Source organism: Silvibacterium bohemicum (genome assembly GCF_001006305.1).
GTDB classification, from domain to species: Bacteria; Acidobacteriota; Terriglobia; order Terriglobales; family Acidobacteriaceae; genus Silvibacterium; species Silvibacterium bohemicum.
In genome coordinates this window covers 507,926-522,268 of sequence record NZ_LBHJ01000004.1, presented here as the reverse complement: position 1 = coordinate 522,268, position 14,343 = coordinate 507,926, and the positions used below count along the sequence as shown (strand labels likewise).

The 14,343-nt window shown below is 59.5% G+C and carries 10 protein-coding genes; 7 read left to right on the top strand and 3 right to left on the bottom strand.

Annotated elements, in window-relative coordinates; all coding sequences use genetic code 11:
* Nucleotides 1-71: 71 nt before the first annotated feature.
* The 3 genes from XX99_RS12825 to XX99_RS12815 form a co-directional block, all read right to left on the bottom strand.
* A complete protein-coding gene (locus tag XX99_RS12825) occupies nucleotides 72-2,144 on the bottom strand; it encodes a S9 family peptidase (RefSeq protein WP_082125529.1) in 2,073 nt (690 codons plus the stop codon).
* Between the two features lie 100 nt (nucleotides 2,145-2,244).
* Nucleotides 2,245-2,742 carry a DinB family protein gene (locus tag XX99_RS12820; RefSeq protein WP_050059778.1) on the bottom strand — a complete coding sequence of 166 codons (498 nt, stop codon included), beginning with the start codon at nucleotides 2,740-2,742 and terminating at the stop codon, nucleotides 2,245-2,247.
* A 54-nt stretch (nucleotides 2,743-2,796) separates the two neighbouring features.
* Complete coding sequence (locus tag XX99_RS12815; protein WP_050059777.1) at nucleotides 2,797-4,254, bottom strand: DUF5666 domain-containing protein; 1,458 nt, start codon at nucleotides 4,252-4,254, stop codon at nucleotides 2,797-2,799.
* Between the two features lie 227 nt (nucleotides 4,255-4,481).
* Between XX99_RS12815 and XX99_RS12810 the strand changes: the two genes are divergently transcribed.
* The 7 genes from XX99_RS12810 (at nucleotide 4,482) to XX99_RS12780 (ending at nucleotide 14,292) form a co-directional block, all read left to right on the top strand.
* Nucleotides 4,482-5,078, top strand: a complete 597-nt coding sequence (locus XX99_RS12810; protein ID WP_050059776.1) for a ribosome maturation factor RimP — start codon at nucleotides 4,482-4,484, stop codon at nucleotides 5,076-5,078.
* A gap of 80 nt (nucleotides 5,079-5,158) precedes the next feature.
* The gene (gene nusA, locus XX99_RS12805) at nucleotides 5,159-6,823 is read left to right on the top strand and encodes a transcription termination factor NusA (RefSeq protein WP_050059775.1); all 1,665 of its coding nucleotides are present in this window, start codon (nucleotides 5,159-5,161) and stop codon (nucleotides 6,821-6,823) included.
* Nucleotides 6,824-6,966: 143 nt separating this feature from the next.
* The gene (gene infB / locus XX99_RS12800; protein WP_050059774.1) at nucleotides 6,967-10,368 is read left to right on the top strand and encodes a translation initiation factor IF-2; all 3,402 of its coding nucleotides are present in this window, start codon (nucleotides 6,967-6,969) and stop codon (nucleotides 10,366-10,368) included.
* 295 nt (nucleotides 10,369-10,663) lie between these two features.
* Nucleotides 10,664-10,963 (top strand): DUF503 domain-containing protein, encoded by a 300-nt coding sequence (locus XX99_RS12795; RefSeq protein ID WP_050059773.1) that lies wholly within the window; start codon nucleotides 10,664-10,666, stop codon nucleotides 10,961-10,963.
* A gap of 80 nt (nucleotides 10,964-11,043) precedes the next feature.
* Nucleotides 11,044-11,424: a 30S ribosome-binding factor RbfA gene (rbfA, locus tag XX99_RS12790; RefSeq protein ID WP_050059772.1), complete on the top strand. Its 381-nt coding sequence runs from the start codon at nucleotides 11,044-11,046 to the stop codon at nucleotides 11,422-11,424.
* Nucleotides 11,425-11,457: 33 nt separating this feature from the next.
* Entirely contained in the window at nucleotides 11,458-12,444 is a 987-nt protein-coding gene (locus tag XX99_RS12785; protein WP_050059771.1) for a DHH family phosphoesterase, read from the top strand.
* A 102-nt stretch (nucleotides 12,445-12,546) separates the two neighbouring features.
* Entirely contained in the window at nucleotides 12,547-14,292 is a 1,746-nt protein-coding gene (locus tag XX99_RS12780; protein ID WP_050059770.1) for an ArnT family glycosyltransferase, read from the top strand.
* The last annotated feature ends 51 nt before the right edge of the window (nucleotides 14,293-14,343 follow it).

Below are 14,343 nucleotides of genomic sequence, written 5' to 3'. Positions count from 1 at the left end.
TCGATGTTGGAAGTGCGCGAGCACGGCTCCCACGTCTCTGCAGCGAGACGTGGGGGCATTCGGTGAGGAGATTAACTCTTTGGAGCGGGCGTCGGGACCGGCTTTTTGCCGAGGATCCATTGGTCGTACCAGTCAAAGTAGCGCTGGTAGCGGTCGCGGATAAAGCTGGGGCGGGTGAAGCCGTGGAATTGGCCGGGATAGACGACCAGCTCCGTAGGTACGTCGAGAGTGCGAAGCGCCTGGTACATCTGCTCGCCTCCCACCAGAGGAACGTTCATATCCTTGTCGCCGCCCATGAAGAGCGTAGGCGTTTTGATCTTGTCGGCGTGATAGAGAGGATAGGCCAGCTTGATGTAGGTTTCCTGGCCCTTCCACGGCGGAAGCAGCTCGGTGTTGTACTGATGCACGTACTGGTCGACACCGTAGAGCGCGATGGGATTACCCATGCCTGCTCCGCTGATCGCTGCCTTGAAGCACGTGGTGCTGGCGATGGTGTAGTCGGTAAGAATGCCGCCGTAGCTCCATCCGCCCACGCCGAGGTGATCGGGATCGGCATAGCCCTCTTTCACCGCTTCATCGACGGAGGCAAGGAGATCGGCGACTTCATGATGGCCCCAGTCGGCGAAGATCGCCTCCGAATAGGCGCGGCCGCGGCCGGAGCCGCCGCGATAGTTGACGTTCAGCACCGCATATCCGTGTGCGGCGAAGAGCTGGCGTTCGAGGGTGAAGCTGTGCGCGTCCTGGCCATTAGGGCCGCCGTGAATTCGTAACAGCATCGGATACTTTTGTCCGGGCTTCGCATTAGGCGGTAAGGTCAGCAGTGCATGGACCGAGGTCCCGTCTTTTTCAGTGGTGTCGAGGTCGCGAGTGGCGCCGAGCTTGAGTTGTGCGAGCAGCGCGTCGTTCTGGCTAGTGAGCTTGCGCAGTCTTCCGTCTTCGAATGCAAAGATTTCTCCGGGAGCGGTATCGGTGGTCTGAATAAGGGCCTGCTTGCCGGAAACGTCGTTCATCGTGGTCACGACTCCGGGCTCATCCAAAAGCTTCTTGGTCGATCCGTCTTCGATGCTGACCACAGCGGGGTATTCGGACCGGTCATCTTCAACGAGTACGGTGATGGATTTGCCATCGGGCGAAAAGATCGGATTTGCGACGCTGCGATCGAGCTTCGTGGTGAGTAGTCTCTGACCGCTTCCGTCGGAGCCAACGATGGCCAGCTCGTCCTGGTTATATTCCTCGAACTTCGGATCGCTGCCCTGAGCGTAGGCGATCCATCGGCCATCCGGGCTCCAGGCAAGCCGCCGGCCGCCGTCGGAGCCCTTAAACGTCGTGAGCTGCTTGGGCGTCGAGTTCGGGGTCGCGTCCACGACAAACACATCGGAGTTGATGGTGCGATCCCAGTCGGGATCGTGATTGCTCTCGAATGCGATCTTGCTGCCGTCCGGCGACCAGGATGGATTGCTCTCGTCGTGATCTTTGTCGCTGGTGAGCTTTTCCAGCTTGTGCGTGTCTGTGTCCCACAGATAAAGCAGGGCATGCGTGTTGCCGCTCAGGTATCCCTGCACGTCCTGCTTGAAGTGGTAGCGGTCGATAACTATGGGCTTGGGTTTCTCTTCCTTTTTCTCGTCTTTCTTGTCCTTGGCTTTGTCCTCGTCTTCGTCGGCGCGGATGGTGAGCAGCAGCTTCTTGCCATCAGGTGACCAGGCATAGCCGCCGAGATGACCTTTGACGTCGGTGAGCTGACGGGCTTCTCCACCGCGGCGATCGAGAACCCAGACCTGCGATCCCTTTGCTTTGCCGGGACGGTCGGTTTCAAACGAGATGTACTTGCCATCGGGGCTCCAGCGGGGCGAGCTGGCAGAGGATTCGATGTTATAGGTGAGGCGAATGTCCTGGGAGCCGTCCCAGCTGACCATCCACAGATCGGTCGTTCGCTTGTCCGCAGTCTCATCGGTCGTCGCTACCGTATATACGACCCACTGGCCGTCGGGCGAGATTTGAGGGTCGCCTACGTCGTGGAAGCGAAAGATGTCATCCAGCGTGACGGGATGCGGGGCCACGGGCGCGGGCGGAGCGGTTTGGGCAAGTGCAGCAGCGCTGAGCGCAACGATTCCAAGCAGAGAGGTGAGAGGAGCAAGCCTGAGCATGCAGCCGAGTATAAAGGCGTTCGCGTTTTGCCGGGAGAAAGTTGGTGTTATCCCACGTCTGAGAATCCAGAGATGGAGCGCCCGCTCTACTTTAAGGACCTCAGTGCGCGGGAGCGAAGTTCCTGGCGATGACCTGCAGCTGGGTCAGATGGTTGAGGTCGTGGCCGGCCAAGGTCTCCACGATGATCCAGAAGGTCATGGCCCCGCGCTCGGGGTGGGTCACCGTCTTGCTCCGCTGCTCCTCGGAAGTAAAGCGGAGCAGGGCCAAATTCCAGTTCCGGATCGCGCAGAAGAGCGTCAGAGCCTCGCGGGCATCGTAGGCGGCGTAGTTGGCCGCCCACTTTTCCTGGTCAAAGGGCTGGATGACATGGTCGCCTTCGGCCAGCGTCTGGCGGAGGCGGAAGGCGAACGCCAGCTCGGTGTCGGCGAGATGACAGACGATCTCACGTGGGCTCCATTTACCCGGCGCGGAGGGCTGATCCATCCGCTCGGAGCCCAGGTCCTCGATGAGTTGTTCTATTTTGCGAGGGGTCGCGGAAAGAACCTTCAGAGGATCGTCTTTTCCCAGGTTGGAGGCGTAAGGATTGATCTGGCTCATAGATTTTGATCGAGTTTGGGCACAGTATCCCACAGAAACTGCATGAGAACGTGGTTACGAGTGGTTTTTCGGCTTGGGAAGATCGGGAAACGCGGCATGCAATTGAGCCAGCATTTGCTGATACGGCTCGCGATTCGTCGTGAGCGCACCATAGTCAGTTGTCTTGTAGCCCAGAAGCAAGTCGCTCATCAGGCTTTGGGCAAGTTGTGGGGCAGGGATGTTGGGTTCGTCCGGATTTTCGGCCCTTTTGTTGGCGGCGATGGTCCAGGCAAAGGGCGCTTCGCGGAGGTCATAGCCGTTCTGCAGCATATAGCGGAGGCCGATGCGGCCCGCCTGTTCGTTGATCTGCAGCATGAGGTTGTTGTACGCGATGCTGTTTCCGATCAGGAGTGGCGCTCCGAGGTCGCCGCCGATCGTAGCCAGACCTATCCAATTGAGATCGCGCTGTACGTGCATCCGGGTTCGATGAGTGTAGGCTTGCCGCTCGAGCGTCACTGCGATGCAGTTGGAGAGGAGGGCCGCGAGCTGCGCCTCGTTGTCGAGCGCCGCCAGTACATTGTCGGGCACGATGACCACGCCGCCCGGACTCGCCGTCGCGTCACTCATCGCTTGCGTCCACAGCGCCTCTTTCCATTTCGCGGGGCGATGTACGACATAGAAACGAAAATCTATCTTGGAGGGATCCGCTGAGGGAAGATCCTTCTGATATTGCGGAACGAGACGGCTGCCCACGCCGCTGACGTAGTTCTGAATGTTTTCATCGGGCACGATCTCGAGCGCCCAGTTCCAATGCCACTTCAGATTGCCCGGAACATGATGTTCGTAGTCAGGCTTCTCGATTTCCGGCTCTGATTTTTCGCGGAACTTTTTCTCCTTATCCTCGATCTTTAGCGGGGACAAGGTGAGAGAAGTGGCGGACAGCGAGTTGTCCGGCCGGCGCGTGGCCTGGTACTCGACCCAGACATTCGTGCCGATATGGTCTGGGGAGAAAGGGCTGCCGTCCTCGGAAGCAAGCTTCGTCTGAGGCGTCAACTGGAGGGGGTATCCATCGATCCAGACGGTTCCCGACCAACTTTGCCCGTCTTGATGAAGCTGCGGAGTTTCCTCGATCAACCCCGCGCCTTCCAGCTTGCGTTTGTTGCTGTCCACGGACTCGGGAAAGGAGTGGATGAGCGTAGCCGTAAATCCGCCGGTCCGCTTATCGACTGTACCCTCCACATGGACATGCGATCCCACATGTAAATCCGTGTCGATCGGGCCAATACTTGTGCTGAGAAAGCCGCCAGGGTCGTGATTGACATACGTTACTTCGTGCTGGGTCTTCGCATCCCAAACGACATGGCGGGCGCCTACGTCGAATTCGTGCGCCGAGGCGATGTTGGTTACGTAGCCGTCAAAAGTTGTGGGTAGCTTGGAAGCGTAGACATTCGGCGAAAAGCCGATGATCAAAATGCCTAAGAGAATGCTTGCAGGGCGAACGTGAACGATCATGAGCCAGCGATAAAATAGCATACCTGCTGGGTACCGCTTGTTAAGTTTGGCCAAGGCCTGTCGGCCGGCAAGGAGTCAATGTCATGCAGATTGAACTCTATTGACAAACGGCGTAGTCTGTAAGAGCAGACGAGTTTGTCCGTGCCTGGCCCGTGAGTTTCCGGCAGCCTCGGAGAGATGAGTGGGCTTATAGCCCACTTTTTATTTGGCCTGAAGAATCTCCGTCAAACTCGCCAGCTGAACTGCCTATGGCCCTCAACCTTGACCAAATTCGCGTCCTTGCCCAGCGTGTCGCGGCCTCTCACGGCCTCGACCTCGTCGAGGTGGAGTATCAGGGAGCTGCGAAGTACCGGACTCTGCGTATTTTCATCGAGAAGAATGCGGAAGAGCGGGCCAAGCTGGCGGCGAAAAGCGGGGAAGCATCCGACGAGAGCGCTCCGTTACCGGAGGGCTTCAAGACGGAGCAACTGGCCGGTATTACACACGATGACTGCACCGCCTTCAGCCGCGATTTTGGAACCGTTCTGGATGTCGAGGAGCTGGTGCCGGGTGCGGAATACACTTTGGAAGTTTCGTCGCCAGGACTGGACAGAAAGCTCTATTCTGCAGCCGATTACCAGCGTTTTTCCGGCAGCCTGGTCAAGCTGCAGACCTTTACGGCAGTGTCTGGGAACCGGCACTGGCAGGGCAGAATCGCCCAGGTGGGCGATCGAGGCATCACAGTTGATTTAAGCGCCCTTAAGCAAAAGGGCAAAGGGAAAAAGGCCAATCAGGCGGTGAATAAGGATGCGGTCGAGATTGAATTCTCGAATATCGAGAAGGCCAGCCTGATTCCTGAGTTTTAACTTTGTCCGGCGTTTGATCCGGGCGTGAATCTTTTGGCCGCGGGGATGCGGCCAACCGAAAAGAGAACCGAGAGAGAAATATGGCAAGCGCGCTGTATCAGAGCATCGAAATCCTAAGCCGCGACAAGGGCATCGACCCCGAGATCGTCGTGGGAGCAGTCGAGGACGCCATCGCCCTCGCCACGCGCAAGTATTACAAGACGCAGGAGAATATGCGCGCCGAGCTGGACAAGGACTCGGGCGAGATCCGTGCCTATGTCTATAAGACGGTGGTCGAAACGCCGGAGCTGATCGAAGACCCGGTGAACCAGATTGCGCTCGATGCCGCGCGGGAACTGGCTCCCGAGGTCGAGATCGGTGGCGAGATTCGCTACTACAAGCCGACTGATGTGCTGGGGCGTATTGCCGCGCAGATGGCCAAGCAGGTCATCTTCCAGAAGGTGCGTGAGGCCGAGCGGGACACGGTATTCAACGAGTACAACCACCGCGTAAACGAGGTGCTGAATGCGACGGTCAAACGGGTCGAACTGCAGGACGTGATCTTCGACCTGGGCAAGGCCGAAGCGCGCATGCCGCGCCGGGAACAGTCCCGTCTGGAGCAGTTTGCCGTAGGCGAGCGGGTGCGCGTGGTTCTGCTGCGCGTCGACCGCGCTGCCAAGGGGCCGCAGGTGATCGTCTCCCGTGCAGCGAAGGAGCTGGTGCAGAACCTCTTCCAGAGCGAAGTGCCGGAGATCTATGACGGCACCGTGGTGATTCGCGCCATCGCCCGCGAAGCCGGCGAGCGAACCAAGATCGCGGTCATGTCCCGAGATAAGGATGTGGATCCGGTCGGCGCCTGCGTCGGCATGAAGGGCATGCGTGTCCAGTCCATCATTCGCGAGCTGCGCGGCGAGAAGATCGACATCATCGAGTTCAGCGAAGAGATCACCACCTTCGCCGAGAAGGCATTGCAGCCTGCCAAGGTGAGCCGGGTCAGCATTACCGACCTTGGCGAAAAGCAGCTGGAAGTGATCGTCGACGATACACAGCTCTCCCTGGCGATTGGAAAGAAGGGGCAGAATGTTCGTCTGGCGGCGAAGCTTTTGGAGTGGAAGATCGACATCAAGAGCGAAGAAGAGAAGCGCCAGGAAGTCGAGCAGCAGATGCAGGGTGTAGGTGGTCCGGCGACGGCGATCGAGCAGGTCAGCGAGCTGGGCGAACAGATCATCCAGAAGCTGGTGGCTGCCGGTATCACCACGGTCGAGGCGCTGGCGGACATGACTCCCGAACAGCTGGAAGAGATTCCAGGGATTGGCGAGAAGACATTGGAAAAGATCAGCATAGCGGTACGCCATTACTTCGGACAGTACGAAGAGGGTGAAGATCGTCCGGCTATCGTCGCCGCAGCTTCGAGCGAAGACAGCGAGGCGGCAGCTGCAGAGGCTGCTTCCAACGCCAGCCTGGATGAAGAAGAAGCGGCTCTCAAACTCGACCTGACCCAGGACGACGGCGAGGATGACGTTGAAATCGATACAGAAGGTGCGGCCGATGAGGGTTCGGGCCTGATCGATGACGATGTTGCCGAGGAGCAGATTGGCGAGATTACCGAAACCGGCGAAGGCGCAGACGATAACGGCGCCGAGGCGGTTGCGCCCGGCGGTCACGATACCAGCCACCGGCTTCGGGAGACCGCGGTTCTCGAAGATGTAGCGGAATCGGCAGAATTGCAGGAAGAAAGCGATCACAACTCGGGAAATGGCGCGTAATATGCGCCACTTCTCCACGTTTCGGGCTCAGAAGATCGATGCGAATCGCGGTTTTCGAGCCATAATAGATAGATCGTCAAACCCCGCAGCCAAGAGGTTGTTATGAACAGCTAGAGGCTTTGGGAGCAGGTACAAAGGGGCGGATGAGTAAAGTTCGAATCAACGATTTAGCGCGTGAACTGGAAGTGAAGAGCAAGGCGATCCTCGACGTGCTCGATGACGTAGGCGTTACCGAGAAGAAGACACACTCCAGTTCGCTTGAGCTCGATGAAGCCGAGCGTGTGCGCACACATTTTCAGCGCGGAAGATCTGGCGGTGCGAGTGCCAATCGCGCCAACGACAATGCTTCGGCCAAGCCGAAGATTGACTGGTCGCGCGTGTCCAAACCTGGCGACGTGCTCAAGGCGATCCAGCAGAGAAAAGAAGAGGCGGCTGCGCCACCGAGGCCCGTTGCTCCGGTTCAAGCTGTTCCGCCCTCCACACAGGTTAGACCCGCCAATCCGGCTGTGGTCACCACCTCTGCCAACGCTCGCCCTGTGGTCTCTGTACCTCCGGTGTCTGCGGCTCAAGCTCCACGCCCAGCAGGAACGGCAACGGTTGCAGCAGCGCCTCCTGCGGCTGCGAGCTCACCCGCAGCAACGCCAGCGGCAGCCAGCCCTTCGGCACCGTCCCCAGCCGTTTCCAACGGGGGTTCCTCAAGTCCTGCTCCGGCTCGTACCGGTGGTCCCGGCCTCGGCACTCCGAATGCGGCAACTCCCAATGTGACAGCTCCGGCTGTAACAACATCAGGCATGCCAACCTCGGGTGTGGCAGGTCAGGATCCGTCGAAGCCAGCTCCGCGGCGCATTGTTCCGCAGCCACGGCAGGCAGCGCCGATTGTCGCGCCGCCTCCGACGCCTGCGATTGCCGCCAAGCCCCCGGCTGGGCCGGTCGTTGCCAAGCCTCCGGTTGGAGCAGTTGCTCCGGTAGCAGCCACTTCAACGGCAGCTACCCCGGCAGAATCAAGACCCGCAGTCAGTGCCGCGGTCCCGGCTGCTCCGGTAGCGGCTAAGCCTCCCGTGGTTGCCGCTGCACCCACGGCCACAGCTCCCTCTACTTCAGCGCCGGCATCTACACCTGAAGCTCCCGCCGCCGCTGCTGAAACTCCGGAAGCTCCAGCGGCAGCTGCGCCCGCTCCGGCGGTGCCGACGGTCGCGCCACGCCGTGTCATCATGCCGCAGACCGGACCGCGGCCGGTTTATACCGCGCCTCCACCGGTTCCGGTTTCACAAAGACCCAATCTGGCACCCAGCGGGCCAACCGCACAGGGCGGTCCTGGCGGATCGATCCAGCGTGGACGTCCGATCTTCGATCGCCGGCCTTCGGGCGGTCCTGGCGGTGGTGGACCCGGCGGTCCTGGCGGTTACGGCCAGCGTCCCCAGGGTGGCCCTCCGGGAGCTCCTGGCGCACGGCGCCCGATGCATCCGACCCGCACTCAGCCTGGCGGCGGACCTCCGGGAGCACGTCCCGGCTTCGGTCAGCGTCCCGGCATGGGAGCGCGTCCCGGCTTCGGCCCGCGCCCTGGCCCCGGCGGCGCACCTGGACTTTTGCCGCCTGGCGGCGGTGAGGCACCGCGTCCGCAGCGTCCGGGACCTAACGCCCGCCGTGGACGGCAGCAATATCCGAAGACTAAAGAAGGCCCGATGAAGGGCTTCTCTCCGCCGTCAAGATTTGGCGGGGCGGTTGTTCCAGCTGAGCCTTTGCCGATCACCCGGACCATTACAGTGACCGAAGGCATCAGCGTGAAAGACCTGGCTGAGAAGCTGGGTGTGCGCGGCAAGGATCTGATCGCCACGTTGCTGATGCGCGGCGTATTCGTCACCGTCAACCAGTCGCTCGATGCGGAGCTGGTCAAGGATGTGGCGCATCAGTTCGGCGCCGACACCGAGATCATCACCTTCGAAGACCAGATGGCGAACGAAGCCATCGAAAATGTGCTGGCGCAGGAAAATCCTGACGAGCATGAGGTCACCCGTCCGCCGGTGGTCACGGTCATGGGCCACGTCGATCACGGTAAGACCTCGCTGCTCGATGCCATCCGCGAAACTGACGTAGCTGGCGGAGAAGCTGGAGGCATTACCCAGCACATCGGCGCTTATAAGGTGAAGATCAACAAGGAAGGCTCTCCGGCATTTGGCCGCGAGATTGTCTTCCTCGATACGCCGGGTCACGAAGCCTTTACCCGCATGCGTGCGCGCGGCGCGAAGGTCACCGATATCGTCGTCATCGTGGTTGCAGCGGATGACGGCGTGATGCCGCAGACGCTCGAAGCCGTGGATCACGCCAAGGCCGCGAATGTGCCGATCATTGTGGCCGTCAACAAGATCGATAAGCCCGATGCTCAGCCAGATCGCGTGAAGCAGCAGTTGGGCGATCGCGGGCTGGTTCCCGAAGCGTGGGGCGGTTCGACGGTCTTCGTCGATGTATCGGCGAAGAAGAAGCAGAATCTCGATCTGCTGCTGGAAATGATCTGCCTGGTCGCCGATCTCGGCAACCTCAAGGCAACTCCGGGACGCTCGGCGGTCGGAACGGTCATCGAAGCCAAGCTGGATCGCGGACGCGGTGCGGTGGCATCGGTGCTCGTACAGAACGGAACGCTGCGCAACCAGGACAGCTTCATTGTCGGCAACACCTTCGGCAAGATCCGCGCCATGTTCGACGACCGAGGTCGTGCGATCGAAGTGGCAGGACCCTCGACACCCGTAGAAATTCTGGGTCTCGAGAGCATGCCGGAAGCGGGCGACACGTTCCTGGTCACGGCGGATCGCGACAAGGCCAAGGTCATCTCGCAGTACCGCAAGATGAAGGAGCGCGAGTCGCAGCTGGCCAAGTCCTCCCGCGTCTCGCTCGAAGGGCTTGCCGAGAAGATCAAGGAAGCCGGCATCAAGGAACTGCCGATCATCATCAAGGGCGACGTCACCGGCTCGGTTCAGGTGCTGGCCGACTCGCTGCAGAAGATGTCCACCGAGAAGGTGCGCATCAAGGTCATCCACTCCGGCGTGGGTGCGATCACCGAGAGCGACGTGCTGCTGGCTTCTGCGTCGAATGCGATCATCATCGGATTCAACGTGCGGCCGGACCGCAAGTCGGCCGATCTTGCCGAGCAGGAAGATGTCGAGATTCGCTTGCACTCGATCATCTACGAGCTGCAGGACGAGATCACCAAGGCCATGCTCGGACTGCTGGAGCCGGTCTTCAAGGAGAACCACCTCGGTCGCGCGGAAGTGCTCAACGTCTTCCGCATTCCCAAGGTTGGTACCATCGCCGGTTGCCGGGTTCTCGACGGCGTACTCAAGCGCGACTCGGAAGCGCGCCTGATGCGTGGCGGAGAATCAGTCTTCAAGGGCAAGATTTCTTCGCTGAAGCGCTTCAAAGACGATGCCAAGGAAGTCACCAACGGCATGGAGTGCGGCGTGGGCATCTCAAACTTCACCGACATCCAGGTCGGCGACACCATCGAGGCTTTCGTAACCGAGAAGGTGGCGGCGGAGTTGACGGCGAGCTAGGTCGGCTAAGAAGCGGCTAGCGAAAGTCCGGTCAGCTAAGAAGCGGTTAGCGAAAAGGCGGTCAGCGATCCTTCGGTCAGCTCAGTGCTGATCCGGTATCGCTGGCCGCTTTTTGTTGAGTATCAGTTGCGCTGGCTCACCGCTGGCATGGGCCAGCGACATTATTCTGAGCGCCAGCGAAAAATCTCGGCGATGTTGGTTGGTCGCAGCTCTGAGATTCTGAATGACGAACAAAGAGCGGAGTTACGAGTCTGTGCAGCCCTTCGATATCCTGTATTAGAAATGGGAGGCGAAGATGCCGGTTGCTGCGATGACCATCGAGCTGCGCATTGAGCATGCACAATCGCTGAAAGACCGGCGGCAGGTCGTCCGAAGCTTGAAGGAAAAGCTTGGTTACGGCTTCAATATCTCAGTCGCCGAGCTGGACGAGGCAGTTACCTGGCGCTCCGCGACCATCGGGATTGCCGCTATCTCCGGTTCGCGCGATTATCTCACTGGGCAGATGCAGCAGGTCGAGGCCGCGGTGAACCGCATCGCCAACGATTTGGGCGCCATCGTCGCCGATGCGTGGTGGGACTTTTTGGAAGATGCGTAAGTGGTTTTATTTTCAACGAGCCGCTTTGTCAGGCATCTTTCATCTGATATTCTCAGAAGTTTAGCTAGGGGAAGTTTTAGATGCCGGAACAGAGGGCTCGGAAGTACCATCAGGATCGTGTCGCGGAGACGCTTCGCGAGGAAATTGGCGCAATGATCGAAGGTGAGCTCTCCGATCCGCGTATCAGCTTTGCATATGTAACCCAGGTGCTGTTGAACCCCGGTGGTAAATCGGCCCTAATCTATGTCGCGGTCGACGGCGGCACCGAGGAAGAAGCGAAGACCATCGATGGGCTGATGGCCGCGCGCGGATACATCCGCCATGAGCTCTTGGAGCGCACCGGGAAGAAGCATGTGCCGGATTTGACCTTCCACATCGACCGTTCCGAAAAAATGAAGGCTCGAATCGATGAGCTGCTGGGCCGCCAGCGCCGGCGCCAGAAGGAAGCGCCGAAGGAATAGTTCGTCCGAGTAGGAGTTTAGGGCCCATACCTGATGCAGAAGTTCGATGACATCCACGCGGTTCTCCAGGCCATCCACGGTGGCGAGCGGTTCCTGATCTCCGCGCACGCGCGGCCGGATGGAGACGCCGTCGGATCGATTCTGGCTTGCGGCATGATCCTGGATCAGCTGGGGAAGCAGGTGGATATGGTGTCATGCGACGGCGTGCCGCTGATCTATCGCGGTCTTCCGTGCGCCTCGTCCATCCGCCAGGTGGAGTGTGTGGAGGGCGACTATGACGCGGTCATCCTGCTGGAGTGCGACGGCATCGAGCGTTCCCGGCTGCAGGGGCTCGAAGACCGCTTCATCATCAACATCGACCATCACGTAAGCGGCCGTATTTTTGGCGCCATCAACTGGATCGACAATGACGCCTGCGCTGTTGCGGAGATGGTCTACGATCTGGCTACCCTGGCTGGAGTGCGCGTAACCACCGAAATGGCGACCTGCTTGTACACGGCGGTGCTCACCGATACCGGTTCTTTCTGCTACGCGGGCACCGACGCTCATACGTTTGAGCTGGCCGGCGATCTGGTGCGCCAAGGGGCAAACCCGACCACCATTGCGCAACATACTTATTTCTCGAACCCGACTTCCAAGATGCTGCTTTTAGGAGCTGCGCTTTCGAATCTGCGGCGCGAAGGGCGACTGGCCTGGATGTGGGTCACCCACAACGACATGATGCGGACCTCGGCTGCCGAGGAAGACTGCGAAGGATTGGTGAACTACGCGATTTCGATTTCCGGGGTCGATGTCGCCGTATTTTTGCGCGAGCTTCCGAATCGACGCGTGCGTCTTTCGATCCGCAGTAAGGGATCGATCGACGTGGCGGGCATCGCGGAGGGGCTTGGCGGTGGCGGCCATCTGCATGCGAGCGGCTGCACCATCGACGGGCCATTGTCTGCGGCGGAAAGCCGTATCCTGGATCTCCTACGGGCGACAGCGCGCAATTCCATGCACTCCGCGGGCGTTGTCGTATGAGCTTCGCCCCACGATTCCGCCTGTAAGACCTGCCGCCTTTACTCTGTTACTCGACTCAATCTGTTAGCCTTGTCGGGAGTTCCTTTCGAGATCAAGAGAACAGTGGGTATTTCTTCCAGAATCAAAGCTCTATCGCAGAATCCAAATAGTCTGCTGGGTCGTTTTCCGTCGCTCGCGACAACCCTCGAAGCGGCTACGCTTTTTATCCTGACTTCGTTCTTTCTCTTTTACGGACTGGTGCCGATTTTTGGCGGCGCCGGCATCGGGCTGGTGGGGGCCGATGAGCCCCGATATGCCCAGGTGGCGCGGGAGATGTTGGCGCGGCGCGACTACGTCACGCCGATCCTCTGGGGCCGGCCGTGGCTGGAAAAGCCCGCTCTCTACTATTGGCGGGCGATGTTTTCCTTCCGGGAGTTCGGCGTGCATGACTGGTCGGCGCGTCTGCCTTCGGCCAGCTTTGCGTTCATTCTCGTAACTCTGATTTATCTCCACATACGGCGATTTCGTCGCGGCGGCCAGCTCGACGCTGCGCTCATTACGGCGGCTTCGGCGGGTATTATCGCCTTCGCCCGGGGCGCTTCGACGGATATGCAGTTGGCTGCGCCGCTCTGTATCGGGATGCTCGGTTGGTATGCCTGGTACGAGACCGACAGCAAGTTCTGGCTCTTCGACCTGTATTTCTTCGTTGGCGCTGCGACGCTGGCCAAGGGACCGGTGGCGCCTTTTCTCGCGCTGGTGATCCTGATTGCGTTTGCGGCGCTGCGGCGCGAATGGTCGATCTTGCGAAGGACTATCTGGTGGCCGGGCGTGGTTCTTTATCTGGCCATGGTGCTGCCGTGGTTTATTGCGGTTCAGAAGCGCAACCCCAATTTCCTGCACGTTTTTTTCCTTGAGCACAATCTGGAACGCTTCGCCACCAATCGCTTCCAGCACGAGCAGTCTTTCTGGTTCTATCTGCCAATCGTTTTGCTTTCGCTGACCCCGTGGGCAGTCATCGCCATTGCCGCTTTCAGCGATGCGGTCCGAGGATCGATTGCGGAGTGGCGAGCGAGACGCGCCAAGGGGCATTACATGGGAACCTTTCGCGCCGGCGATGCCTTTCCGGAGTTTCTGGTGCTCTGGGCATTGGTTCCCATCGTCTTCTTTTCCTTCTCGCAGTCCAAGCTTCCCGGTTACATCCTGCCTTCGATCCCTCCTCTGACCATCCTGACCGGCGATTATCTCAACCGCATGCGCGAGCGCGGGTTAAAGGCATGGCTCCTTATCCCCCATGCGCTGTTGACCGGGCTGCTGACGGCATTTGTGATTCTTCTGCCACTGCATTTGCAGCATCCCGAGGCCATGCCTCCGGCGAGCGCGGTGATTGCGGGAGCAATGACCGCATTTGCGGCAGCGGTCTTTATTCTCATCACCGTCTATCGCTTTGGGCTGAAGCGGCTGCGGATCGCGACCATGGTGCCTTTAGTCATCATGCTGCTTTACCTTTTCGGCGTAGGGCCGTTTTTTGGCATCCATGCCATAGCGGGTACAAAGCGAAACATTACCCTGATCGATCTCACTTATTCCGCGCGGCCTTTGGCAAAGATTATCGACGAGATTTTGCCTCCGGGTGGGACTGTGGCTGTATACAGGGTGCGCCGAGACGTGGAGTATGGTCTCTCGTTCTATCGCAACCATGAGGTCGTGAACTACGAGCATGACGGGGTTCCGCCTCAGCAGCATTTGCTCATTGTTCGCGGGAGTTATGTCGATCAGCTGAATCACCTGTTACAAGGTCGAACCTACGAGCCGCTTTTCACGTATCCAGCACAAGACTTAATTGTGTACTCTGTTTCCACTGCCAAATAAGCGCCTTGTCCCGAGGCGGCTGCCGTACTTGGAATATCTTCGAGATGTGCG